Origin of the sequence: Acinetobacter sp. WCHAc060033 (genome assembly GCF_004209125.1) — a bacterium.
Taxonomy (GTDB): domain Bacteria; phylum Pseudomonadota; class Gammaproteobacteria; order Pseudomonadales; family Moraxellaceae; genus Acinetobacter; species Acinetobacter wuhouensis.
In genome coordinates this window covers 77,129-101,495 of record NZ_SGSW01000008.1, presented here as the reverse complement: position 1 = coordinate 101,495, position 24,367 = coordinate 77,129, and the positions used below count along the sequence as shown (strand labels likewise).

Below are 24,367 nucleotides of genomic sequence, written 5' to 3'. Positions count from 1 at the left end.
ACTATTAAACTTAATTTAACATTAAAATTTACAATATTTAATAATAATCACAGTGTATATAATAATCATTCTCATTATGTCGGCTTGCATTTTTATGAATCATTTTTCAAAGAAGTTATTGGTCAATTCAATTACATCCGCAATTTTTGGGGTTGGATGTGTACAAACAATTTGGGCGAATGATACGACAACTTTGCCGACGATTACTGTAAATGCAGAACAAGAACAGTCAAAGAAAACTTTTAATAATGGTCGGTTATCACAAAGTGCAGATCTAGGTGCGTTGGGAAATAAAGAAGTTATTGATACTCCTTTCTCCTTTAATCAATATACAAAAGCAGTGATGGAGGATTTTCAATCAGCGACGATAGGAGATGTCCTCAAAAATGATCCGAGTGTGCGTGCGACAACAAACTCAGGACATTTAAATGAAAATTTTCAAATTCGTGGTTTTTCAGTAAATTGGGAAGATATGAATTTGAATGGTTTTTATGGGGTTGCACCGTCAGGACGAACTTCAACTGATATTTTAGATTCTATAACTGTTTTAAAAGGACCAAGTGCCTTAACTACGGGTATGTCGCCAACGGGTAGTGTTGGTGGTGTTGTTATGGCACAAACAAAACGTGCAGGTAAAGATTTAACTCAAGTTTCTGCAACATATGAAGATGGCGGTTACTACAAATCTGGCTTTGATGTTTCAAGACGCTTTGGACAAGACCGTGAGTTTGGAGTTCGTGCAAGTGGAAGTTATGGGCAAGGCGAACATCTTATAGATGGTATGGACGATCAAAATGCTTCAGGTGTTTTTGCTTTAGATTATACGACTGATCGATTAAAAGTGAATTTTGATGCGTATGCTGTACGTGATAAGCGAGAGAATGGTTCTCCAGCCATGATTTGCTTTACTTGCTCAAACCCGTCCTTAGGGATTACGGGATTAGGCACTGTGCTCAAAGCACCCGATGGTGATTCTAATTATTTCAAGAATTTACAGGGGCAAGAATCTAGCCAATATGCGGGTTTATCTGCTGAGTATAAAATCGTACCGGATTTTAAAGTATATGGTAGCGTAGGTTATGCTGAACGTGAGTATAGTGGGCATTTGTTTGGCACACGTATGATGGTTGGTAGTATTACTGGGACAAAAGGAAATGGATTAACTGGAAGTTATGCAGGCACTGATCATTATGCATTGGCGCAGTATTATCGAGTAGGTTCCCAAGAACATAATGTTGCCGCTAATTTAGGTTTTGAAGGTAAGTTTGCAACAGGCTCAATCAAGCATACCTTAGGCTTACGTGCGGATTATCTAACACGTAAATTTGATCAACATTATTCACCTGTTACAAAGTATTTTGTGACTAATATTTACGATACAAATGTTGGATCAGGTGTAACAATGCCTTCAACTTATCCAGTTGTAGGACCATATGGGGATAATAAGTACATTAGTTATACATTAACAGATCAATTGTCGATGTTAGATGATCGCTTACAATTGATTTTAAGTGGGCGTTATCAGGATATTGATACCAAAAATTTATATAAGAAAACGCAATATTCATCAGACAAAGTTTCACCGAGTGTAGGTATCGTTGTAAAACCATTTGATGCAAATCTGTCTTTTTATGCAAGCTATGTTGAAGGCTTATCTGAAGGTGTGACTGTATCAGCCTTAACTTATCCAACAGCAACAAATCAAGGTGAAACATTTGAACCATATCAAACAAAGCAATATGAGTTAGGTAGTAAATTCCAAGTGGGTTCTTGGATGAATACACTTGCTTTATATCAAATAGAAAAGCCAGAAGTTTATTTGGATACCGTGACAAAAGCGGTAAAAGATGATGCGCAAACACGATCACGTGGTGTGGAGTTATCTACTGCTGGAAATATAACTGATGATTTAAGTCTATTGGCAAATTTGGCTTATACAGATGCGGAATATACTAAATCAGGCACTGCCAATAAAACAGGTAAAACAGTTTACGGTGTTCCAGACTTTACAGCAGGTTTATCACTTGATTATAAAATTCCTCAAGTAGAGGGATTGAGTGTAAATGGGCGTGCAACCTATGTAAGCAAGCAATATTTAACCTCAGATAATAAGTACGAAATTCCAGATTTTACAATTATTGATTTGGGTGCGAAATATGCAACTAAAATTGGTGGTGTCGCAACAACCTTTAGAGCAAATGTAAATAACATTGCAGATAAAAATTACTGGTCAGGCGTTTTTAATGATGCTTACGCAATTGTGGGTGAAGGGCGTACCTATAAACTCGGTGTGACTTTCGATTTCTAAAAAATGATTAGCCCTTTGCGATGCAGAGGGCTTTTTTGCATTTTATACATCGAGATTTGCATTAAATACTTAGAGTGTATGGCAATGAAATTATTCACAATATTTTTATGCTTTTTGGGGAGCGTGTTGATTTATAGCAGTCATGTCAATCAACATATTTTAAAAATACCGCTTACAAAAAAATTCTTCTATTTGGGTGTCGTCCTAGTCTGTGTATCACTGCCTTTATTGATTTACGCATTGCCAAAATTGGTGGCGATATTGATGTGGTGTATGACACTGATTGTGACTTGGTCTTTTATTCCCTTCATTCCCTTACTGAAAAGGTATATTCCGTATGAAGATGCGATCCGCTCAAAAGATACAACCTGATTGGTGGAGTAAAACTTTTGTCGGTTTATTCTTAGGATTAAGTTTTGCATTTGCCTGTTCTGCATTAATTACCATGTGGGGTATTGAACACATTGATCGTGGCGTTGCGCCACAACTCGGGATGTGGTCGATTCCATGGATTTGGTGTCCATTGTTTTTTATCGCCTATTTTATTCCACGTGGATGGCAGGCTTTTCTACTTTATTTGGGACTGAATATCATCGCTTATAGTCTTGTGTTTTGGTTGCGGAGATAGACATGAAAGTTCGTACGGACATGATCCGATTAGCCAAAGAATTACATACTTGGGTCGGTATAACTTCAGGAATCCTCTTGTTCATCTGTTTCTTTGCAGGTGGATTGAGTATGTTTCAACACGATTTGAGTCGTTGGGCATCTCCGCCTTCGCAAAATTTAGCCATGATACAGCCCAATCAATATAATGAATTGGTAAGTAAAGTTCAGGCTGATTACCCTGAAACCTTAAAAAGTTTTCAATTGAACTTAAACTCGAAAGAATTTCATCAAGCACCCATCCAATGGAAAGCACCTGAGAAGAAAGGGCAAGATGATCATGATTTTGATACCCATCAAAATGCCATGCTTGCGACCTTAAATGCAGATGGTACTTTAAAGGTTGAGCAGGAGAATCTCTCCAAACTCGGCTGGCTCATCGAACAACTACATGAAACAGCAGGGATTCCAGGCATGTTGGGACATCATGCATTGGGCGTTTATGCGATGGGTATTGTGGCGGTATTGTACTTTTTAGCCATCATGACGGGCTTGATTGTCTTGTTACCTACATTGGTGAAAGATTATTTTGCGATCAGAAAGGGCAAAAACAAAAAACGTTTTTGGCTCGATGCACACAATGTTGTCGGCATCACCAGTTTGCCATTTCATATCTTGATCAGTGTTTCAGTCATCGTATTTGCATTTCATGACTTATTTTATGATGCGATGGGGACTTTGGTCAGTAAAAACAAGCCACTGTTTGAACGACCTGCCGCAGTCAAAATTGTAGATCCCGCACCGAAGTTGGATGTTGAAAAAGTTTTACAACATATAGGCGAGCAGGCGCAAGGTTATCAAATCTCTTCAATTAGTTTTAATAATCTCGACAAGCCAGCGAATGCCTCTGCACGTGCCAGTGTGTATAGTCCAGATCAAATGCTGCGTGGGGAAAGTTTTGATGTGATGATGTTCAACCCCTATCAAACTCAAGCTTATAATACCAATAATTTAAATACCCATAGCAGTGCAATGGACAAAGTTATCCGCTCGATGTTCAGTCTGCATTTTGGTAATTATGGTGGAAATATTACCCGTTGGCTCTATGTGATCTTGGGGATTGGTGGGGCTTTCTTGTTTTACTCAGGTAATATTTTATGGATTGAATCACGGCATAAACGGCTAAAGAACCCAAACTTAGCTCCACCGCAACAACGTAAAGATGTACGTTTTATCGCTGCATTGACTGTGGGTTCGTGTATCGGCTGTGTTGGTGCAATTGCAGGTGGAATGTTGCTCGGAAAATGGAGCTTTGTAGTTCAGCCGAACTTAAATAGTATGAATCAGGTGTTGATGTATAGCTATTACACCATCTTTGTCTTTGCTGTGATTTATGCATTTGTTCGAGGTGCGGCGACGGCATTGCCACATTTATTATTAATGACTGCAATCCTGTTGTTTTTATTGCCTTTGACTTCGATCATTGCATTGTTAATACCTAATATTGGTTTATGGGCTTCACATGGAAGTTTGTGGTGGATTGATCTTATTGCCATTTTATTCGCTCTGGCTTTTCTACGCTTTTACCAACAAGCACGGACCAGACAACAGCATGCCGAGCTTGGATCAATTTGGTCAAATGCGAAAATTGAGCCATAATTTGCATGTATCTTGTTTGAAATAAGAACCATTAGTAATGGTTACAAAATTAAGCAGTCGCAGATTTATACATAAATAAGCCTTTGCAATGTGAGTTAAACCTTGCAAGGGCTTATTTTTTATCTGAAAAATTTATGAATGTGACTGTAAATGCGTATGTTTCTCATTTTATGTTTATAAAAATCATAAACTTACACATATTAAATTTTGCAATCCAAACTAAATTTGTCCATAATATCGCAAAAGGGTATGGAGTTTTTGAAATGCGTGGCAATCCAGAAGTTGTAGACTATCTAAACATGTTGATCGGTGGTGAACTGGCTGCTCGTGATCAATATCTTATCCATTCTCGTATGTACGAAGATTGGGGTTTAAGCAAAATTTTCGAACGTATCGACCATGAAAGCCAAGAAGAAGGTGCACATGCTGATGCTTTGATTCGCCGTGTCTTGTTCCTTGAGGGAACACCAAATATGGATCGTGATGACATCGAAGTGGGTACAGATGTGGTGACTTGCTTAAAAGCAGACTTGGCACTTGAATATCATGTACGTGAAAAGTTAGCGCAAGGCGTGAAGCTGTGTGAAGAAAAAGGTGATTATGTCACGCGTGATATGCTTCGTCAGCAAATGTCGGATACTGAAGAAGATCATACGTATTGGTTAGAAAAACAAATGCGTTTGATTGAGTTGATTGGTCTACCAAACTATATTCAATCGCAAATGTAAGATTACTTTGTTCATTCCTTCTCCTTGAGGAGAAGGTTGGGATCAGGTGGAATAAAAGCCTTTAGGTAAATGTCTAAAGGCTTTTTTATGGGCTACTTTTTAGAAAACTTTTGAATATCTGCTAAAACTTGCCCTGCATGGGTTTGTGTATTCACACTGCTATAGTGATAGGTCACAATGCCTTGTGGATCAATCAGAAAGGTTTCCCGTTTAGCGATTTTTGTAATACCAAGATTTCGAATAATCCCCAATTGACTTGCAAGTTGATGATCATTGTCAGCAAGGATTGGAAAGTTTAAACCTAATTTTTCAGAGAATTTTTGATGTGACTCGACATCATCTAAACTTACGCCTAAAACCACGGCATTATTTTTAATAAATTGTGGGTAAAGCGTTTTAAATTGATTGGCTTCTTGGGTACAACCTGGTGAGTTATCTTTTGGATAAAAATAGAGTACGACCCATTTGCCTTTATATTGGCTGAGTTCATGCCATTTTGCATTTTGATCTTGTAATTTAAAACTAGGTGCTGGTTTGCCCACCCATTGTTTTTGATCAGCATCGACTTTGGAAAAAATTGAGCTTTCAGCTTGAGCGAAATTAAACATGCCTAATGTAGAAATGGAAAGTAGGCTCATACTTACGAGTTTAACGAATTTCATTACAGATTTTTCCTACATTTAAGCTGTTTTGATCATAGCAAATTTTAGATTGTATGCGCGATGAGAAGTGTTGGTATTTATGCGAAATAAATTTATGATCTATTCTCACATTTTCAATAAATACAATGAGAAAAACAATGGATGTCGGTGCAGTGCTGATTAAATTAAAAGCTAATTCAATGCAGAATGTTGAAGCATGGCAGACTGAATTGAATGCACGAAAAGCTGAGGCGATTGAAACTTTAAAAGCTGAAGGTGTTTTTGTTGAATCATGGTTTCATGTGGCGCTTGATGGACAGGATTATTTGATTGCTTATATGCGAGTGGAAGACATTGCCAAAGCGCAACAAGTCGGACGTGAAAGTCAGTTTCCAATAGATGCGATGCATAAACAGTTTAAGCAAAATTGGGAAAAGGGTTATAAAGCAACGTTGCTGGTAGATTTGGATAATTCTTAGGTTTTATACTATTTCTAATTTTAGAATATTTTCGAGTTTACTTTGAACCAAAAAATTTTACTCATCACAGGTTGGGGCGGTGGTACAAAACTGTTGGCATCATTTAAACAGGCTTTAGAAAATAAGGGGCATGCAGTTGAACTGATCAATATTTTCAATGCTTTGGATAATGCAGAATTGCAACGCCAAACTGAAAATGCCAAAGATTATGATGTGATTATCGGATGGTCTTTGGGTGGACAACTTGCCACTTTATTGGTTTATCAAATTTCCAAGCAATATCAGCAACAAAAAGTGCTGATTACATTAGCATCCAATCCCTGTTTTGTTGCCAATGATGCGTGGCAAACTGCAATGCCACAAATGACATTCCAAAGTTTTAAACAATCCTTTGAAACTGATGCAATTGAGACCTTAAAGAAATTTGGCTATATGGTCTGCCAGGGTGTGGAAAGTACTAAAGCAGATTTTGTAAAGTTGCAAAGTTTGATTCAGGCGCAGAAAATAGAACTGTTACAGGATGGACTAAACCTGTTAGAGGGTTTAAATCTTGTTGATATTTTAAAAAGCTACGCAGGTCATCAGTACCATCTCTTTGGAAAGCAGGATTACTTAGTTAGTTACAAAGTCTTGGATAATCTTCAGAAATTAGATGCAAAGTTTTTGCAGGCTGAGCTAATCAGTGGCTCACATAGTTTGCCTGTTTTCCAAGTTGAGCTAATCACTGACAAAATCTGCCAATATTTACAAAAAATAAAGCAAACATCCTGATAAGTGGTGCATCTCGCAATTTATTTATCATTCATGCAGGTTTAACATCTGTAAAATAGATTTATTGTGATAAATGTTACATGGAGTTAAGGATGACCGATTCAAATACTGAATCAAGCCAAACGTTAGATGATTCGTTGAATGATCAACTCGGTGATCAGGCATTTGATCAACAACATATTTGGCATCCTTATACGTCTATGACCAACCCGCTACCGACGTTTAAAGTGAAAAGGGCACACGGTGCGATTATTGAACTTGAAGATGGTCGGCAGTTGATTGATGGCATGTCCTCATGGTGGTGTGCGATACATGGTTATAACCACCCTGAACTGAATAAAGCTGTGACAGATCAATTACAGAATATGTCGCACATCATGTTTGGTGGCTTTACCCATGATCCTGCGATTCAACTTGGAAAATTACTACTCAAAATTACTCCACCGAGTTTGGATAAAATTTTCTATGCCGATTCAGGTTCTGTTGCTGTAGAAGTGGCGTTGAAAATGGCAGTTCAGTTTTGGTCTGCGCAAGGCAAAATTGCTAAGACCAACTTTGTTACACCGCGCTCAGGCTATCATGGTGATACATGGAATGCGATGTCGGTCTGTGATCCTGTCACAGGTATGCATCAGATTTTTGGTTCAAGTTTGCCCAATCGAATTTTTGTACCTGCACCACAAACGGCTTTTGATGAGGAATGGAATCCATCTGACATTGCTGAACTCGAAAAAACTTTATCCGAAAAGCATGAAACTATAGCTGCCTTAATCCTTGAACCAATTGTACAAGGTGCAGGGGGGATGCGTTTTTATCATCCTGAATATTTACGCCAAGCCAAATTGCTCTGTGAAAAATACAATATTCTGCTGATTTTCGATGAAATCGCCACAGGTTTTGGACGTACAGGCAAGCTTTTTGCATGGGAATGGGCAGGTGTAGAGCCTGACATTATGTGCATCGGCAAAGGTTTGACAGGCGGTTATATGACTTTATCAGCGACGCTGACCACAAAAAAAGTGGCTGAAACCATCAGTCAGGGCGAAGCAGGCGTGTTTATGCATGGTCCAACTTTTATGGCAAATCCATTGGCATGTGCGGTGGCGGTACGAAGTACAGAATTGCTCATTTCACAGGATTGGCAAGCGAATATTCAGCGCATTGAACAGCAATTATCAAGTCATTTACAGCCTTTGGCACAGCTTGATTTTGTCAAAGATGTGCGTGTTCTAGGTGCGATTGGCGTGGTGGAATTGACCTTTAACGTCGATATGAAAACCCTGCAACAAGAGTTTGTGCGCCGTGGGATTTGGATTCGTCCATTTGGCAAACTGGTCTATGTGATGCCACCTTATATTATTTCTGAAAATGAATTGAAAACACTGTTAGAACAACTGGTTGACGTCGTTAAAAATATGAAAAGCGATATGGAGAATGCATCGTGAGTCATTTACTGGAGCATTTTTCAGCACAACTTGATCAATTGAAGCAACAGGGCAATTTCCGTCAATTCACCACCAATATTCAGCATGATCGTTATATTCAAATCAATGATCGACGCATGTTGAATCTCGCATCGAATGACTATTTGGGGCTGAATGCTGATCTGCAATTACGTGAACAGTTCTTTGATGAAACACCGAACAATCAACGCTGGATGAGTTCGACTTCTTCTCGTTTACTCACAGGAAACTTTCCTGAATATGAACAGCTTGAAGCGAGTTTAAGTCAGGCTTTTCATGGTCGTGCTGCACTGTTATTTAACAGTGGCTATCACATGAATATCGGGATTTTACCTGCACTTGCAGACAGTAAAACTTTGATTCTTGCCGACAAACTGATTCACGCAAGTATGATTGATGGCATTCGCTTATCGACTGCGAAATATGTGCGTTATCGCCATAATGATTTAGCTCATCTCACTCAACTTTTACAGAAATATCATGATGATGAAGCTTATGATCGAATCATTGTAGTGACTGAATCTATTTTCAGTATGGATGGTGATGAAACGGATTTGGCTGAACTGGTTCGGATCAAAAAGCAATTTTCTAAAGTGATGCTCTATGTCGATGAAGCGCATGCGATTGGTGTACGAGGCGAGCTAGGTTTGGGGTGTGCGGAACAATATGGCGTGATGGATGATATTGACCTCTTGGTCGGGACATTTGGTAAAGCCATTGCCTCAGTCGGTGGATATTTGATTTGTCATGCAATTATTCGGGATTATTTGATCAATGCGATGCGTCCATTGATCTTCAGTACAGCACAACCACCGATCTGTATGGCGTGGACTAATTTTATATTTCAGAAAGTACTGAATTTAAATTTGCAACGTCAGCATTTACAACAGCTCAGCACATATCTACAAGATGCAGTGAAAAATCAAGGTTTTGACTGTCCTTCAAGTTCGCATATTGTGCCTGTAATTATCGGTGAATCTACAAAAACAGTGGCAAAAGCCAAAGCATTGCAGGATGCAGGCTTTTACATCATGCCTGTGCGTCCACCGACAGTGCCACAAAACAGTTCACGATTACGCATTTCGCTCACTGCACAAATCAAGCAATCTGAGCTTGAGCAACTTGTGACGTTGTTGTGAATTGATGATGAATATTGCAATGAAAAATCCACAACATATTGATAAAACGCAAGTGGCGTTGCGCTTTGCACAAGCAGGGCAAAGCTATCCTGAACATGCCATTGTGCAACGTAAAATTGCACAGCAATTATTTGATTTAATAGCACAATATTGTCCTAAGCAGTTTAATCAAGTTTTTGAAATGGGTTGTGGTTCAGGCAATTTAAGTCATCTACTCATTGAAAATTTGCAGATCAAGCATCTGATTTTGAATGATCTCTATTCCGAAGTTCAGCAACATTTTCAGTCAGATCGGATTCAAGCGATTCAAACTCAGCAAAAGATTGAGTTCCTGATAGGTGATATTGAACAGTTGAATTTTCCTCAAAATAACGACCTGATTGCATCAAGTTCTGTTCTGCAATGGATGGGGGATTTAGAGGCTGTATTCGCCAAAGCACGACACAGTTTAAATCCTCAAGCCTTGTTGTGTTTTTCGACGTTTGGTCAGCAGAATTTACAGGAAATTAAGACGTTAACAGGGCAGGGTTTAGATTATTTAAGCCTTGAAAATATTCAGGAAAAGCTACTAAAAAATGGTTTTGAAATTCTGCATATTTCCGAACAGATTGAAGCTTTAAATTTCGAACATCCAAAGCAAATTTTGCAACATTTAAAAGCCACAGGTGTGACGGCTACAGCTTCCAACTTCCGTTGGACAAAGCAAAGTTTGCAGGATTTTTATTTGAATTATCAGCAGTTTTTAACACAGGATGAATTGGGTAAAGCGTCATATCCTTTGTCCTATCATCCGATTTATTGTATCGCGCGGAGAATGCCATGACAGGTTCAGTTTACTTTATCAGTGGAATCGACACAGGCATTGGCAAAACCTACACCACAGGCTATCTGGCAAAGTTATGGAACGAACAAGGTAAGAAAACCATCACGCAAAAGCTGATCCAAACGGGTAATGTAGATATTTCAGAAGACATTGAACAGCACCGTGAAATTATGGGCATGGGTTGGTTTCCTGAAGATGAAAGCAAGCTGACCATGCCTGAGATTTTTAGCTATCCTGCATCGCCACATCTGGCAACCAAAATCGATGGTCGTGAGATTGATTTTCAAAAAATAGAAAATGCGACTGCTCAACTTGTTGAAAAATATGAGGTCGTATTACTCGAAGGTGCAGGCGGTTTGATGGTGCCGTTAACCACAGAACTACTTACAATTGATTATGTAGCTGAGAAAAAATTGCCTGTGATTCTCGTGACTTCAGGGCGTTTGGGCAGTATTAACCATACGATCTTGAGTCTGGAAGCATTGAAAAGTCGTGGTTTGGAACTTTATGCATTGGCTTATAACTTAAAAGATCAATCTCAGGATGAACTGATTTCCAAAGATACTGCGGAATATTTAAAAACTTATTTGGTTAAACATTTTCCACACAGTTTATGGATGGATATTCCTGATATTTCTGTGTAACTTGGCTGTTAAAAGAACAGAAGTTAGCTGAAATGCCCAGAATTTATTATAAATCTGAACAGCTTGCAGGGCAGGTGCTGGATCAGAAGATTTTGAGTTCATCTGAGTTTGATGAAATTTTCACTCAGGCTGAACATCGACTTTATGAGTTTTCCACACCTGAATCAGGTTTTTTTAAGCGACTGTTTGGGAAAGACAACGCCTGCTTTCGCTATGTGCAACTTTCTAAGGATGGTATTCCCTATACCACGCAGGAAGGCAGTTTTTTTCTGCCTGTTTCACTGATTTTTTATGATGTGGATGATGCTAATTTTCCTACACTGCTTTACTTTATTGCGAAACTGGGTGATCAGCTTGAACTTCGTCAGTGTCAGGCAGGTCAAGGTGTGCAATGGTTTCAGATTCCTGATTTACATGAAGAAGTGACTGATCCGAAAATCATTCATAAAATTAAAAACAGCCTGAGTGCTTTAAAGGAAAAAACCGCCATTGAGTTTGCTGGTCGTCCTTTGCATGAACAGTCAGAGCTTGGGGCAGATTCTGAAGAATGTTCTGAAGAGTATCCTGAACTGGATGAACATCTGAAACAGGCGTATGCACAACTGGCTGAAATCTGTCTGAAACAGCATCCCCGTAAAAGTGTTGCACTTGATTATATTCATCAGATGAAAAATACAGATGATGATTTTTTCAGCAGTATCGGGCAGTTGATGGATGATTTATGGCAGGAAAATATCCGTTTATTTGTGTCTATGGACTGGAAGCAGGAAGTGACAGATCTGGAGTGGCATTTACGAAGTATGCTCAAGGATAACTGGCAACTGGAATTAACATTGCCTGATCTTGCGCTATTGGGTGACGATGCTGTGGTTTCAGAGGATGGTGTTTTTGAGCAGTATCATCAGGTCGTGTTGAAACAGGGTCTAAAGATTGGTTTTGTGGATATGGATTCTGACAGTTATGTATTTATGCTGCATCCTGTAGATGAAACAGAAACAGTGAAAAAGGCTGTGGAAACGATAGGTTATCGATATTTATAGCCAGATTCATTGATTTGGTGTGAAAATAAAATTTCGTGATTTATATTTTATAAAAAGAATAATGAGATAGCGATCGTCGATGATGATTTGTTTGTGTATCAAAAAAAGCACGCTTTAATGAGCTTGTTGCTTATTCTGTCAGTGTAAGAATTTTATCATTTTATCGCTTTTTATTTAATTTTATTGCGTTTTTTGTGTAATAATTCTATTAAAGTCTCATAAAGAATTAGAACAGCTCGATTGGAACGCAAATTTAAATAAAAAGGTCTGTGATATGGGTTATAAGATTAAGATTGAATTATTTAAAGAATTAGAAATAAGTTTGTTGGACTTTGAGAGTAGTTCCGCAGTGCATATTCTCAATAGCTTTGATCAAATCAATTGGATACAACAAGCAACTTGGGGCTTTATGGAAGAGAACCATGGTACATTTCCCTATTTCGAAATCCAACATATTCATTCAGAGCGGAAAATAGGTGGACTTTTTGTGACCTATACACCGAATGATTATAATTTTATTTGTCATGCTGAGATCTATCAAAAGCAGCCGAAATCACATTTATTTGGGTTATTTAAGTCAGAAGTCATGCCTAGTTTTGACAATGAGCAGACTCCTTTTGATGTTTTTCGTACAGGTATCGAGCGTTTTTTACACGGCAATGATGCTGAAGTCGAGCGATTGTTAAATATTAAATATCCTCAACTTGTGGGAAGAAGATAGCTCTATATTTTTTTACATGTGTTGCGCGTTGTCTCGTTTTATCTTATTGAAAATTAATTATTATAAATATAGTGTGACGTGAATACATACAGTTACATTAACCATAAAGTTATAACAAAATAGTCTTTTTAAAAAAGACAAAGTCATTTATATTTCATATCAATAGCGTAATTTTTATGCATTCAACGCTGTGTAATACAATAAACTGAAAATAATCAAGAGGTGAGCCATGTCAGGATGGTATGAAATTAGTCAAGCAAAAGACGGTCAATATCGATTTGTGTTAAAAGCTGGAAATGGAGAAGTGATTCTGACCAGTGAGTTATACAAAGCAAAAGCTTCTGCACAAAATGGTATAGCATCAATACAGAAAAACAGCCCAGATGATGCACGTTATGATCGCTTAGAAGCGAAGAATGGAAAACCTTACTTTAATTTGAAAGCTGCGAATCATCAAATCATTGGCACTAGTCAATTTTACTCAGGTGATGCAGCACGTGACAATGGTATTGAATCTGTAAAGAAAAATGGACCCTCAGATAAAATTAAAGACTTAACTGTTGAGTCTTGATCTTGAATCAAAAAAGGCATGCACTTGGCGTATGCCTTTTTTGATTTAGAACAGAAATAACTACGTAATGATTATGGCTTTTGGTATGAAATGTAATCAAAAGTAAATTTTTGGAGGGATCTTAAGATAAGTTTTCAAAATTTTTTGAAGTTGATCTGAATAATAAAAATAAATTAAGACTAGTTTTTGACTATTTGTTAAAACTATCTAAATAATAATTATGAATATATAAGCTTATATTTCACTTTTATCATTATTAATATCCTTTTGCTGGTTGTAACTAATTGAAAAAAATAATGTTATTATATCTTTTGTTCTATGATTTAAACAAATATTCTTGTGATTCGAATAAGTAAATAAAGTTGATGATTTTATTACTAAAAAATAACATTTAATTATTTAACTAAAAACACATAAAGTGTTAAATTCATCACAAATAAAAATAACTGAGGTGTTTTTTATGAAAGTTGAAATCGATGGTAATCAAAATATTGCGAATGAAGTCATTTCACAAATTAAATTATGGGATGCCGCTGTCATTGGTCAAAAGATTGAGAACCTCGTAGGCAAGTGTGCTGATGATGTCAGTATGTTTGATGTTAGCTCACAACTTGATGGCGTAGATGAATATAAAAAAGAATGGGAAAAATTGAGCCCATATTTCAATGAGCATATGCAAATCGTACGACGTGATATGAAGATTCATGCATCAGATGATTTGGCTGTATTGCATTGTCATTCAAAAGTTGAAAACGCTTTACTCAAAGATAAATTACAAATGCCTTGGTGTAGAACGACATTGTGTCTACAAAAGAAAGCAGGGCAATGGTTGGTTGTGCATCAACATATTTCTATGCCTATCGATATGGCAACAGGTAAAGCAATTGTACTTAAAGATAAGCCAAAATTGAGATTGGTGGTTTGATACCGAGAATTTTTTGTCTTTATCAGATAAGCCCTATTTAGGGCTTTATTTTTGTTGATTGATTGCCGATTTTTTGAAAAAATTAGTAAAATAACCTCAAAAATGCACCAATAATGTCAAATTCACGCTTAGAAAAATATGGTTGGCTAAAACCGCTTAGTCCACGAGATCCTAAAGAAAATCATCGTGTTGCGACATCGCTTGAGTTACTCTTTGATTTGATCTTTGTGATTGTCATTGCAACAGCAGGGCAGCAACTACATCATAGTATAGTGGAAAATCATTTGTCACATGGGCTAACACTATATTTTATGGTGTTTTTTGCATTGTGGTGGGCGTGGATGAATTTTAGTTGGTTCGCTTCTGCATATGATAATGACGATGCTTTTTATCGAATCGTGACGTTTGTTCAGATCATTGGTTCATTGGTGATCGCTGCGGGAATTCCGTTAGCATTCCAACAGCAAGATTTTGATGTGATTATTATTGGTTATTTCATTATGCGGGTCGGTTTAGTGACACAGTGGTTCCGTGTTGCTCATAATGATCCTGAACGTAAAGGTACTGCACTACGTTATGCATATGGAATCATTTTTGTACAAATTGGCTGGTTACTTTTCCATTTTACACCGATTAATTTCACAATCTATTTGTTTTTACTACTTGTTGTTGCTGAACTTTTTGTACCAGTTTTTGCTGAAGCAAATAATATGACGCCGTGGCATCCGCATCATATTTCAGAACGTTATGCTTTATTGACTATTATCGTTTTGGGTGAGGCGATTATTGGTTGTTTTAATGCGATATCCGATGCGATCAACCATCAATTATTGAGTACAGAACTGATATTTCTCTGTATCGGTGGTTTATTGATGATGTTTACCATGTGGTGGGCATATTTTGATCATGATGTTGCTGAGTATTTAAATAGTCGTAAGCGTGCGTTTACGTGGGGCTATGGGCATTTCTTGATTTTTGTCAGTATTGCTGCTTTGGGTGCAGGTTTGGCTGCTGCGGTCAATGTCGTGGCAGGGCAAGCAGAAGTCTCCTCACAAGTTGTATGTTATTTTATTGTATTTTCGCTCATCGTCTATGCTTCGAGTTTGTGGTTACTTCAAGATATTCACCATTTGTCAGGTATAAAGCGATGGCTCTATCCAATTTCAGCAGTCATTATCTGTATGATTCCGATATGGTTTGAACATATCGGTTATGCAATATTTGCAATTTCGGTTGTTTATGCTTTGCGGTTAATTTTTTCTAAATGCTTTTTGGCACGTTAATATTTCTTCGTAGGTGAATGTTCTGTGAGATGAGGCTATGGGATTCCATGATTTTTATCGTTTAAGCTCGCATGCCGTGATATTGAATGATCAACAACAAGTTCTATTGTTAAAAGCTACTTATGCTGATTGTGCTTGGGAGCTCCCTGGCGGTGGTTTGGATCAGGGGGAAACCATACATGAGGCTTTGGTTCGAGAATGTAAAGAAGAGCTTGGTTGCGATATTTCAATTGAATATTTATCGGGTGTGTATTTTCATTCCGCTGTAAATTCTCATGCATTTATTTTTAGATGTATATTGGCAGAAGGGCAGATGATTCAGCTGAGTGATGAGCATTCTGAGTATGAATGGTTTGATTTTGATGCGCTATCACCTGTTCAAAAAATACGAGTTGAAGATTGTTTTTATTTTAATGGTGAAGTGAAAAGCCGAAGCTTTTGATTTTTAAAATGATTAGCGAAAAGTATATAAGCTTTAAGTAATGTTTTATTGAGCGTAATAAAAAACAGGTCCGAAGACCTGTTTTTGTTTTGTATCTAAATGGAATATTTGGTCTTTAGTATCTCAATAGATTACTTTTTATCAGGAAGTGCATAAGCCACTAAAGCATCACCCATTTTGGTACCAAATGAACCATGACCACCCGCCATGATCACAACATACTGTTTACCATTTGATTCATAAGTCATTGGGGTTGCTTGACCACCAGCAGGAAGACGACCTTTCCAAAGTTCATCACCATTGCTGACATTGATCGCACGGATGTAGTTGTCTTGCGTAGCACCAACAAACATCACGTTACCCGCTGTTGAGATTGAACCGCCCAACATTGGCACACCCATTTTGAATGGAGGTAATGGAATACCTGGTAAGCTGTCGCGAATGGTACCGATACGGCGTTTCCAAGCGATGTCATGGGTTTTCAAATCTACACCCGCTACATAACCCCATGCAGGTTGTTTACAAGGCAAGCCAAATGGTGAAAGGAATGCACTGATTTCAACACCATATGGAACACCATACATCGGTTGCACGCCTGCTTCTGTACCTGCACCTTTTGCAGTTTGTTTACGGTTTGGATCAGCTGGGATTAGTTTGGTCACAAATGGTAAACCGATTGGATTCATCACCGCAATTTGACGGTCTGGGTTGACAGACATACCACCCCATTCAAACACACCTAGGTTACCAGGGAAAACCAATGTTCCATTTTCTGAAGGTGGTGTATAAATACCGTCATAGTTGAGTTTGTGGAAAGACACACGACAAATTAACTGGTCAAACATGGTTGCGCCCCACATTTGTTTATCGGTTAATTTATCTTTTGGCGCTAAATCAAAATCTGAAAATGGCTGTGTTGGAGAATAACGTTCACCTTTGGTCTGTGGACCAAGTTTTACCGTTTGTGGTACTGGTTTTTCAGTGATCGGAACAATCGCTTCACCTGTACGACGATCTAAAACAAAGGCATTCCCAGTTTTGGTTAAGACATAAATTGCAGGCACTGTTTTACCTGATTTGTCCTGAATGTCTGCAAGGGTTGGTTGTGATGGTACATCCATATCCCATAAGTCATGATGGGTCGTTTGGAAATTCCACACCAATTTACCCGTGGTTGCATTGATCGCAAGCATTGAGTTTGCATAGCGTTCATGTAGCTCAGTACGGTTACCTCCCCAAATATCTGGTGTTCCTACACCTGTAGGCACATACACGATATCTAGTGCTGCATCGTATGCTAAAGGCGCCCAAGCATTTGGTGAGTTTTGGACATATTTTTGACCTGGACCTGGAATTTTATTTGGATCCTCTGCACCTGTATCAAAGACCCATAACAATGCGCCAGTATTCACATCATAACCACGGATGACACCCGATGGTTCTTCAGTTGAATAGTTATCTGTGGTTGAACCCGCAATGATAATGGTTGTACCTGTGACAACAGGAGGGGAGGTTGGGATATAGCCACCTGGATAAGGGAAAGGCATATCTTTTTGTAAATCCACTTCACCATTATGACCGAAGTCAGTACATGGTTTACCCGTCGTTGCATTGATCGCGACTAAACGACCATCATTGACAGGTAAAATCACTTTCTGTGGACATTGTTCAGAAGTAGATTTTTTCGTAGCTAAACTTGCTTCAAAACCAACAGTATTGTTCGCATCAAAATACGATACACCACGACAAGTTAAGTGCTGGAAGGTATTATCCGCTTTTAACTTCGGATCAAATGTCCATTTTGCTTTACCTGTTGTTGGATCTAAAGCAACCAATTTTTGGTGAGTTGTACAAATGTACATATTGTCACCGACTTTAATTGGCGTTACCTGATTGGTGGTTTCACCTGAGTCATTGTCAGTTTTGAAATCACCCGTGTTATATGTCCAAGCAACTTTTAAATCTTTGACATTCTCTGAGTTGATCTGAGCAAGTGGAGAATAACGTAAACCTGATTGAGTACGACCATAAGCAGGCCAGTCACCCTCTGCAACGCCTGCAATTGCTTGTGCTGTTGCTGGTTGCTGACTGCTCAATGTCCCACGAATTTCTTGAGGGTCATTGAAAATCGAATAGATCATCACAGCAATCGTGATTGCCAAAGAACCTGTTAAGGCAACTTTTGCACCTTTACTATTCACAAAGCCACGGGTAATTGCAGGGATAAGTAACCATAAACCAAATACGCCTAAAATATCTAAGCGTGGGGCAAGGGCGAAGAAGTCAGAACCAACTTCCCATAAGCCCCATACCACAGTACCTAATACCAAAATGGCATAGACCCATAATGCGGAACTTTTTAATTTGCGTAATAAAATTGCGGTAATTAAGAATAGTAAACCTGCAATGATGTAATACCAAGACCCACCAAGCACTGCAAGATATATCCCACCGATCAATAGAACCAGTCCAAATACGATTGCAATCGCAACAGTAAATGTTCTCAGCCCTGAAGATGGAGTTTGCATAATAGACCACCTATATATCTGATTAATAATTGAAAGCTTGATTCATCCTTCACAGGATTGATTAAGCACAGTTTTTGAATTTTTAGATTTTAAATATCTTGGTATAGATCACAGCATGCAACTTCACACCAAAATATTTATTATCTATAAACTAGAATGCGGTTTGCAGTTTGATCCCGCCAACCCACGCATTTTCACCATCTTTATATGCGCCAACATGGCGGATATATTGAATATTTGGGCGCACAGTTAACCAATTGGTTGCATGAACACCGTAGTAAATTTCAGTGTTGTATTCTTCATTTTGTTGACGAGTTTCAATGTTATTGACATCGTCGTTGATGCTGATACGAGAAAAACCAATTGCGATATCATCTTTTGGACGAGCGTCGAAAGGACCTTTATAAACCAAGCCAATATTTTGCATATTGTCGACAGTATTGGTGTCTGAATCATGGAATGTTAAGTTGATGAAACCTGTTAAGCCACGATTTGCATCACCATTGTGTGCAGTGAGTTGTTGTTTCGCTACAACCCAAGCACCTTGTTTATGATCAGTTTTGTATGAGTTTTTGATGGTGGTCGCATCTGCTGTACTGTAGTAATAGCCTAAGCGATACTCACCAGATAATCGAGCTGGGCTGAGTTTGGGTTGCCATACGATTTCAGCAGGAATGATTGCACCTTTTGAACCATCAGTACTTAAATTAAAGCCTTTACCACGTTCAAGATTTTCAGGGTTATATTCATAAACCCCAACTTGTGTATATAAGTCTGGTTGGAGGTTGTATTTGACACGGGTTGCCCATTGGCTGACTGGCCAGTTATACCATTGATCACCCACCCAGTTGCCGACTTGTGAACCACAGAGTGCAAGATTTTGGAAATCACAATCAAAAGTATTGAAGTCTTCACCTTCGCCAAAACGCCCGATTTTCACATCTAGTTTTTGATCAAAGAATTTTTTCTTGATCCAAAAATCAGTTAAACGCCACGTTTGACCACGCCCCCAGACTTCTTGGCTTGAGCTTAAATGTCCTGCTAGAGCATCAGAAGTTTGTGAAAGTGAACGACCATTACGTTCAGTGATGGTGAATTGAGCTTCGGTATCTTTCCAGCCTAAGACTTTGTCTAAATCGACATGTGCACCTATCGCAAATTGATCAGCATATTCTGTGCCATGGCTAGAGTGATGATTTGCATCGAGTAGATTGGCGAGTTCACCTGTATAGCCAAAACTGAAATCATAACCTTTTTGTTGAAGTTCGGTACGCTTGCCATTCCAATCACCAAACATCCATGGACTTTCAACATCAAATGCTTCAGCAGCATGAACGGCTTGAAAAGTACAACATAGAGAGAGAAGGCTTGTCGCCCAAAAAAAATGATCTTTAGATTTATTCATATTTGGTGACCTTAATAACACTTTGTAACTTAAAGTATATAGTACTCTCATATTTGTATAAAATTATAATAATATTTACAGTTATTTTGTATATTTGCAATATTTTTATCATATTGTGATATTTTTGCTTGTAATTTTTAGATAATAATTAATCGAGGTAATTTAACTTTTTATTTGATTTTGTTGATGAATTTATTATTTTGTAAAAGATTTTAACTTGGCTTAAGGTAGGCTTATGAGCTGATATTTATGGTTGGGAAATATCTAAAATTAAAAAAACGACATAATCTTTTAGGTAGACTACATCGCTTTTTATGATTACAGATTATATAAATTGTAAATAAAACAACCAATTTGTAAGTAAGATTCACACAAAAATCATGATTTTATTTTTGAATTTATATTTCACCATGATCCTTCACCAAGTTGTTGTCCAATGTATTGATATTGCATTTGTGAGCGTGAGAATTTGATTGGGCAAGCCAATTGAGGTTCAGTTTGCTCAGAATTTTCTTTTAAAGGTACATTCACTACCCATTGGCGTTCTTTGGCAATGTTTGAATCTAAAGCTTCTTCTAAGTTTAAAACAGGTTCTACACACACATCGAGTTGCGCAAAGAGTTGATTCCAATCTTCAAAATTTCGGGTTTTAATTTTTTCACGCAGTGCTTGTTTCACTTCTTTTCGATCTTCAGGATCAAAAGAAGCGCCTTTTGCCATTAAAATAGGCAATTCTAGTGCTGTTGCGAGACCTGTCATAAACTGAGGCTCTAAACTCCCAATCGACAAATAGCGACCATCTGCTGTTTCATAATAGTCATAAAATGTGCCGCCATTGAGTTGTTCTGATTCCCGACGTTGATGTTGACCACCAGCCAAACTTGCTGCAGCTGCCATATTATTTAACCCAACCACGCAATCGGTCATGGAAATATCAATATATTGCCCAAGATTACTTTGTTGACGCTCTACAACCGCTGAAAGAATACCGATCACTGCATGTAAAGAACCACCTGCAACATCTGCAACTTGGATTCCCATCGGTGGTGGGCCACTGTCTTGGCGACCGCTATGACCTGCAACACCAGACAAAGAAATATAGTTAATATCATGCCCAGCTTTATCTTTATACGAACCTGTTTGTCCATAACCTGTGATTGAACAATAGATCAAACGAGGATTAATTTCAGCCAAAGTTTGATAATCTAGGCCTAATCGTTGCATTACTCCTGGACGAAATTGTTCAACGACGATATCGAACTCGGAAATTTTTTGTTTTACCAATTCAACACTGGCAGGGTCTTTCAAATCCAAAGTGACTGATTGCTTATTGCGATTCAGATAACTATGCGATGTGGCTTGTCCATTGGCATAAGGAGGGAAGAGGCGAACCAGATCTGGACGAGTTGGTGATTCGATATGGATCACTTCTGCACCTAAGTCTGCAAGATATAAAGTTGCAAATGGGCCAGGTAACAAAGTTGAAAAATCGAGAACTTTCAATCCCTTTAAAGCTGCTGTCATAATTGTTTTTACCAATATAGTGTTGATTTTATACCTATATTAGAAATATAAAATTAACAAAACAATGTCATGTTCAGCCATTTACCTTGATCATTTCGGCAATTTATGATGTGATTCGGCAATTTACACTGTTGTAAATCGCCAATCAAATATTTTTTAGCGTCATTTAGGTCAATTGTTAGTGAACATCAGAGAGACTGAAGGATTAACCATGAGTCGTGATACGATTAGTATCCATTTTGTGAATGCAGCCTTAACCGGTGTTAAGCGCCTAGGCATGGATGTAGACACTTTACTGTCACATGTGGGCATAGAAGCGGAGTTGCTTCGTCAACCTAAAGCACGTATTTCGCCAGAGCAATATACTCGCTTTGTGAAAATGTTGTGGATGGTGACTCAGGATGAGCATGTTGGATTTGATATTCAACCACGTCGTTTGGGTTCTTTTGCCATCATGTGTCAACTGATTATTCACGCGAAGACTTTAGGTGAAGCTTTAGAATTATCTTCACAATTCTATAAATTATTCGGTGATGAATGGTCTGTTGCGGTGGAACGTGATAAGCATGAAGCACGTCTTGTTCCACTTATTCCAAAAACCATGGACCCAGACCACTTCATCACAGAAAGTATGTTGATGATTTGGCATGGCTTGGCATCGTGGCTCATCGAGCGCCGTATTCCTTTGGAGCGTGTTCACTTTGGTTATCCGCGTCCGAATCACGCAGATGAATATGATGCATTGTTCTTTGCACCTGTAATGCAATTTGACATGCCACGTACAGAAATTACTTTTGCAGCAGATTATTTAGATTTACCGATTCGTCAAGATGAAGCTAGCCTAGAAGAATTCTTAAAAGCTGCGCCTGCACAATTGTTGGTGAAATTCAAAAACACCAACTCTTTAACTTCGCGTATTCGTGAAGTTTTGAAGAGTCAAATTGGTGAGGAAATGCCAACTTTGAACGATGTGGCTTCAATGCTGTATTTATCACCACAGACCTTGCGTCGTCGTTTAGCTGCAGAAGGCAAGAGCTATCAAGGTGTTAAAGATGCTTTACGCCGTGATGCAGCCATTCACTTATTGTTAAATCCTGATTTAACTTTGGAAGATGTTGCACAGCAAGTCGGTTTTAGTGAAACCAGTACTTTCCACCGTGCATTTAAAAAGTGGACTGGTGTGACTCCAGGTCTTTATCGTCAATTACATGGTTATCTGTAATTAATCATGTGAATGCATAAATATTGATAGTAAATAGAAGCTCAAGTTTGTCTTGGGCTTCTTTTATGAAAATCGAAAAGGGTATTTGAGTTTTAAAAATCCTATTTTACGAATTGTTGAGTTTTTATTATTGGTTCATTTTTCTTCTGCTCTTTGATTTAAAAGTAGAGTAAATTTCAAAGCTATATACAATCAATTTAAATAAGAAATAAGGATAAATATATGCTCATTAAACTCGGTGATTTTAACGATACTCAAGTCCAAGATTTATTAAGAATTCATCTGAATGGTATGCATGAAAACAGCCCATTAGAAAATAGTTTTGCACTTGATTTATCTCGGTTACAAAAACCAGATATCAGTTTTTATACTGCTTGGGATGATGGAGAGCTTTTAGCGTGTGGTGCGATTCAAGAACTTTCAGCTACGCATGCTGAATTGAAATCAATGCGTACTCATCCAAAACATTTACGTAAAGGTGCAGCAACAGAAATTTTGAAGTATTTGTTATTGATTGCTCGTCAGCGAGAATATCAAAAACTCAGTTTAGAAACAGGGACGCATGAATCTTTTACACCAGCTTTGACGCTGTATAAACAGTTTGGCTTTCGTAAAGGAGATACATTTTCGGATTATGAAGATTCTGCATTTAATCAGTTTTATCATCTTGATTTATAATGAGTGAAGTTTGAATATAAATATTTATAATTTGGGTCAAATGTTATTACTTAAAGTGATTAAATTTAAAAGAGTTTATTGCAAATGTCATACTTGATAAGAGCAACTGAGCTATCGGATATTTCACAACTTATTGAAGTGGAAAAATCAGCAACGAAAGCATTTTTAAGTGTTCCAAACTTGGCTTGGTTGGTTGATGCCCCCGTATTATCGGCTGAAATTCATCATGAACTGATTACAGATGCGCATGCTTTTTCTGTTGTAAATGAGCAAGATCAAGTGGTGGGCTTTTTATATGCCGAAAAGCAAGATCAAGACTTTTATATTATTGAATTTGATGTGAGGTCAGATTTGCAAAGGCAGGGCATTGGACGAAAACTGATTGAGCATGCAATTACTGTTGCGATAACAGAAAATTTCAAAACCGTAACCTTAACGACTTTTATAAACGTGATTTGGAATCGCCCATTTTATGAGAAATTAGGTTTTATCATTCTCGAAAGCTTTGAACAGCCAGATTATTTAAAACAAACTTTGGAGAATGAAGTGAAATTCGGTTTTAACGCTGAGACACGTTGTGCAATGCAATTAAAACTGTGATGCTTAAGATGATCTAAATTGAACGCTATAGTGTAAAAAAGTGGCTGATTTGCTATTTCTACCAAATATTATTTTAAAATAATTTTATAAGTTAATGATTTGTTGTAAAAATTAAAAATTGGGTCCCATGATGCATTGACAAAAAATATCATTGAACTGTTTCGTTC

Annotated in this window: 24 protein-coding genes; 20 read left to right on the top strand and 4 right to left on the bottom strand. The window is 37.9% G+C overall.

Annotated features, from left to right (window positions below):
• Positions 1 to 94 precede the first annotated feature (94 nt).
• The 5 genes from EXE10_RS05220 (at position 95) to ftn (ending at position 5,301) form a co-directional block, all read left to right on the top strand.
• Complete coding sequence (locus EXE10_RS05220; RefSeq protein ID WP_130112598.1) at positions 95 to 2,308, top strand: TonB-dependent receptor; 2,214 nt, start codon at positions 95 to 97, stop codon at positions 2,306 to 2,308.
• Positions 2,309 to 2,431: 123 nt separating this feature from the next.
• Entirely contained in the window at positions 2,432 to 2,680 is a 249-nt protein-coding gene (locus EXE10_RS05215; RefSeq protein WP_228256780.1) for a hypothetical protein, read from the top strand.
• A complete protein-coding gene (locus EXE10_RS05210) occupies positions 2,646 to 2,936 on the top strand; it encodes a hypothetical protein (protein ID WP_068974113.1) in 291 nt (96 codons plus the stop codon). The genes EXE10_RS05215 and EXE10_RS05210 overlap by 35 nt, the downstream gene beginning before the upstream one ends.
• A gap of 2 nt (positions 2,937 to 2,938) precedes the next feature.
• A complete protein-coding gene (locus EXE10_RS05205) occupies positions 2,939 to 4,573 on the top strand; it encodes a PepSY-associated TM helix domain-containing protein (protein WP_130112597.1) in 1,635 nt (544 codons plus the stop codon).
• A 263-nt stretch (positions 4,574 to 4,836) separates the two neighbouring features.
• Positions 4,837 to 5,301 (top strand): heteropolymeric bacterioferritin subunit Ftn, encoded by a 465-nt coding sequence (gene ftn / locus EXE10_RS05200; protein WP_068974111.1) that lies wholly within the window; start codon positions 4,837 to 4,839, stop codon positions 5,299 to 5,301.
• A gap of 92 nt (positions 5,302 to 5,393) precedes the next feature.
• Here the strand turns inward: ftn and EXE10_RS05195 are convergent, their stop codons facing one another.
• On the bottom strand, positions 5,394 to 5,963 hold the full coding sequence (locus EXE10_RS05195) for a peroxiredoxin (protein WP_130112596.1): 570 nt from the start codon (positions 5,961 to 5,963) through the stop codon (positions 5,394 to 5,396).
• Positions 5,964 to 6,100: 137 nt separating this feature from the next.
• Between EXE10_RS05195 and EXE10_RS05190 the strand changes: the two genes are divergently transcribed.
• From EXE10_RS05190 to EXE10_RS05135, 12 genes are all read left to right on the top strand, one after another.
• Complete coding sequence (locus EXE10_RS05190) at positions 6,101 to 6,421, top strand: DUF6176 family protein (RefSeq protein ID WP_130112595.1); 321 nt, start codon at positions 6,101 to 6,103, stop codon at positions 6,419 to 6,421.
• A 42-nt stretch (positions 6,422 to 6,463) separates the two neighbouring features.
• Complete coding sequence (locus tag EXE10_RS05185; protein WP_130112594.1) at positions 6,464 to 7,192, top strand: lipase family protein; 729 nt, start codon at positions 6,464 to 6,466, stop codon at positions 7,190 to 7,192.
• A gap of 92 nt (positions 7,193 to 7,284) precedes the next feature.
• On the top strand, positions 7,285 to 8,637 hold the full coding sequence (gene bioA, locus EXE10_RS05180; RefSeq protein ID WP_130112593.1) for an adenosylmethionine--8-amino-7-oxononanoate transaminase: 1,353 nt from the start codon (positions 7,285 to 7,287) through the stop codon (positions 8,635 to 8,637).
• Entirely contained in the window at positions 8,634 to 9,794 is a 1,161-nt protein-coding gene (locus EXE10_RS05175) for an 8-amino-7-oxononanoate synthase (protein WP_171478487.1), read from the top strand. Before bioA ends, EXE10_RS05175 begins: the two co-directional genes overlap by 4 nt.
• A 19-nt stretch (positions 9,795 to 9,813) precedes the next feature.
• Positions 9,814 to 10,617: a malonyl-ACP O-methyltransferase BioC gene (gene bioC, locus EXE10_RS05170; RefSeq protein WP_130112591.1), complete on the top strand. Its 804-nt coding sequence runs from the start codon at positions 9,814 to 9,816 to the stop codon at positions 10,615 to 10,617.
• Positions 10,614 to 11,261 carry a dethiobiotin synthase gene (gene bioD, locus EXE10_RS05165; protein WP_130112590.1) on the top strand — a complete coding sequence of 216 codons (648 nt, stop codon included), beginning with the start codon at positions 10,614 to 10,616 and terminating at the stop codon, positions 11,259 to 11,261. The genes bioC and bioD overlap by 4 nt, the downstream gene beginning before the upstream one ends.
• Before the next feature lie 32 nt (positions 11,262 to 11,293).
• The gene (locus tag EXE10_RS05160) at positions 11,294 to 12,301 is read left to right on the top strand and encodes a hypothetical protein (RefSeq protein ID WP_130112589.1); all 1,008 of its coding nucleotides are present in this window, start codon (positions 11,294 to 11,296) and stop codon (positions 12,299 to 12,301) included.
• A 274-nt stretch (positions 12,302 to 12,575) separates the two neighbouring features.
• Positions 12,576 to 13,022: a hypothetical protein gene (locus tag EXE10_RS05155; protein WP_130112588.1), complete on the top strand. Its 447-nt coding sequence runs from the start codon at positions 12,576 to 12,578 to the stop codon at positions 13,020 to 13,022.
• 229 nt (positions 13,023 to 13,251) lie between these two features.
• A complete protein-coding gene (locus EXE10_RS05150; RefSeq protein ID WP_087553746.1) occupies positions 13,252 to 13,593 on the top strand; it encodes a YegP family protein in 342 nt (113 codons plus the stop codon).
• A 460-nt stretch (positions 13,594 to 14,053) separates the two neighbouring features.
• Entirely contained in the window at positions 14,054 to 14,518 is a 465-nt protein-coding gene (locus tag EXE10_RS05145; RefSeq protein WP_068974102.1) for a YybH family protein, read from the top strand.
• Positions 14,519 to 14,631: 113 nt separating this feature from the next.
• Positions 14,632 to 15,801 carry a low temperature requirement protein A gene (locus tag EXE10_RS05140; RefSeq protein ID WP_130112587.1) on the top strand — a complete coding sequence of 390 codons (1,170 nt, stop codon included), beginning with the start codon at positions 14,632 to 14,634 and terminating at the stop codon, positions 15,799 to 15,801.
• 37 nt (positions 15,802 to 15,838) lie between these two features.
• The gene (locus tag EXE10_RS05135; protein WP_130112586.1) at positions 15,839 to 16,243 is read left to right on the top strand and encodes an NUDIX hydrolase; all 405 of its coding nucleotides are present in this window, start codon (positions 15,839 to 15,841) and stop codon (positions 16,241 to 16,243) included.
• A gap of 131 nt (positions 16,244 to 16,374) precedes the next feature.
• Here EXE10_RS05135 and EXE10_RS05130 read toward each other — a convergent pair whose 3' ends face one another.
• The 3 genes from EXE10_RS05130 to EXE10_RS05120 all read right to left on the bottom strand — a co-directional run bounded on the left by EXE10_RS05130 (position 16,375) and on the right by EXE10_RS05120 (position 21,700).
• The gene (locus EXE10_RS05130) at positions 16,375 to 18,771 is read right to left on the bottom strand and encodes a glucose/quinate/shikimate family membrane-bound PQQ-dependent dehydrogenase (protein WP_130112585.1); all 2,397 of its coding nucleotides are present in this window, start codon (positions 18,769 to 18,771) and stop codon (positions 16,375 to 16,377) included.
• A gap of 151 nt (positions 18,772 to 18,922) precedes the next feature.
• On the bottom strand, positions 18,923 to 20,176 hold the full coding sequence (locus EXE10_RS05125) for a carbohydrate porin (RefSeq protein WP_130112584.1): 1,254 nt from the start codon (positions 20,174 to 20,176) through the stop codon (positions 18,923 to 18,925).
• Positions 20,177 to 20,581: 405 nt separating this feature from the next.
• Positions 20,582 to 21,700, bottom strand: coding sequence for a CaiB/BaiF CoA transferase family protein (locus EXE10_RS05120; RefSeq protein WP_130112583.1), 1,119 nt, complete (start codon positions 21,698 to 21,700; stop codon positions 20,582 to 20,584).
• Positions 21,701 to 21,911: 211 nt separating this feature from the next.
• Between EXE10_RS05120 and EXE10_RS05115 the strand changes: the two genes are divergently transcribed.
• From EXE10_RS05115 to EXE10_RS05105, 3 genes are all read left to right on the top strand, one after another.
• The gene (locus tag EXE10_RS05115; RefSeq protein WP_068974096.1) at positions 21,912 to 22,922 is read left to right on the top strand and encodes an AraC family transcriptional regulator; all 1,011 of its coding nucleotides are present in this window, start codon (positions 21,912 to 21,914) and stop codon (positions 22,920 to 22,922) included.
• Positions 22,923 to 23,144: 222 nt separating this feature from the next.
• Positions 23,145 to 23,600 carry a GNAT family N-acetyltransferase gene (locus EXE10_RS05110; RefSeq protein ID WP_130112582.1) on the top strand — a complete coding sequence of 152 codons (456 nt, stop codon included), beginning with the start codon at positions 23,145 to 23,147 and terminating at the stop codon, positions 23,598 to 23,600.
• An 84-nt stretch (positions 23,601 to 23,684) separates the two neighbouring features.
• Entirely contained in the window at positions 23,685 to 24,200 is a 516-nt protein-coding gene (locus tag EXE10_RS05105; RefSeq protein WP_130112581.1) for a GNAT family N-acetyltransferase, read from the top strand.
• Positions 24,201 to 24,367: the final 167 nt, after the last annotated feature.

Excerpts from the sequence above, each read along its gene's own strand:
- EXE10_RS05220 (WP_130112598.1), top strand. The coding sequence starts at position 95 with ATGAATCATTTTTCAAAGAAGTTATTGGTCAATTCAATTACATCCGCA.
- EXE10_RS05210 (WP_068974113.1), top strand. The coding sequence starts at position 2,646 with ATGAAGATGCGATCCGCTCAAAAGATACAACCTGATTGGTGGAGTAAA.
- EXE10_RS05205 (WP_130112597.1), top strand. The coding sequence starts at position 2,939 with ATGAAAGTTCGTACGGACATGATCCGATTAGCCAAAGAATTACATACT.
- ftn (WP_068974111.1), top strand. The coding sequence starts at position 4,837 with ATGCGTGGCAATCCAGAAGTTGTAGACTATCTAAACATGTTGATCGGT.
- EXE10_RS05195 (WP_130112596.1), bottom strand. The coding sequence starts at position 5,963 with ATGAAATTCGTTAAACTCGTAAGTATGAGCCTACTTTCCATTTCTACA.
- EXE10_RS05190 (WP_130112595.1), top strand. The coding sequence starts at position 6,101 with ATGGATGTCGGTGCAGTGCTGATTAAATTAAAAGCTAATTCAATGCAG.
- bioA (WP_130112593.1), top strand. The coding sequence starts at position 7,285 with ATGACCGATTCAAATACTGAATCAAGCCAAACGTTAGATGATTCGTTG.
- bioC (WP_130112591.1), top strand. The coding sequence starts at position 9,814 with ATGAAAAATCCACAACATATTGATAAAACGCAAGTGGCGTTGCGCTTT.
- bioD (WP_130112590.1), top strand. The coding sequence starts at position 10,614 with ATGACAGGTTCAGTTTACTTTATCAGTGGAATCGACACAGGCATTGGC.
- EXE10_RS05160 (WP_130112589.1), top strand. The coding sequence starts at position 11,294 with ATGCCCAGAATTTATTATAAATCTGAACAGCTTGCAGGGCAGGTGCTG.
- EXE10_RS05155 (WP_130112588.1), top strand. The coding sequence starts at position 12,576 with ATGGGTTATAAGATTAAGATTGAATTATTTAAAGAATTAGAAATAAGT.
- EXE10_RS05150 (WP_087553746.1), top strand. The coding sequence starts at position 13,252 with ATGTCAGGATGGTATGAAATTAGTCAAGCAAAAGACGGTCAATATCGA.
- EXE10_RS05145 (WP_068974102.1), top strand. The coding sequence starts at position 14,054 with ATGAAAGTTGAAATCGATGGTAATCAAAATATTGCGAATGAAGTCATT.
- EXE10_RS05140 (WP_130112587.1), top strand. The coding sequence starts at position 14,632 with ATGTCAAATTCACGCTTAGAAAAATATGGTTGGCTAAAACCGCTTAGT.
- EXE10_RS05135 (WP_130112586.1), top strand. The coding sequence starts at position 15,839 with ATGGGATTCCATGATTTTTATCGTTTAAGCTCGCATGCCGTGATATTG.
- EXE10_RS05130 (WP_130112585.1), bottom strand. The coding sequence starts at position 18,771 with ATGCAAACTCCATCTTCAGGGCTGAGAACATTTACTGTTGCGATTGCA.
- EXE10_RS05125 (WP_130112584.1), bottom strand. The coding sequence starts at position 20,176 with ATGAATAAATCTAAAGATCATTTTTTTTGGGCGACAAGCCTTCTCTCT.
- EXE10_RS05120 (WP_130112583.1), bottom strand. The coding sequence starts at position 21,700 with ATGACAGCAGCTTTAAAGGGATTGAAAGTTCTCGATTTTTCAACTTTG.
- EXE10_RS05115 (WP_068974096.1), top strand. The coding sequence starts at position 21,912 with ATGAGTCGTGATACGATTAGTATCCATTTTGTGAATGCAGCCTTAACC.
- EXE10_RS05110 (WP_130112582.1), top strand. The coding sequence starts at position 23,145 with ATGCTCATTAAACTCGGTGATTTTAACGATACTCAAGTCCAAGATTTA.
- EXE10_RS05105 (WP_130112581.1), top strand. The coding sequence starts at position 23,685 with ATGTCATACTTGATAAGAGCAACTGAGCTATCGGATATTTCACAACTT.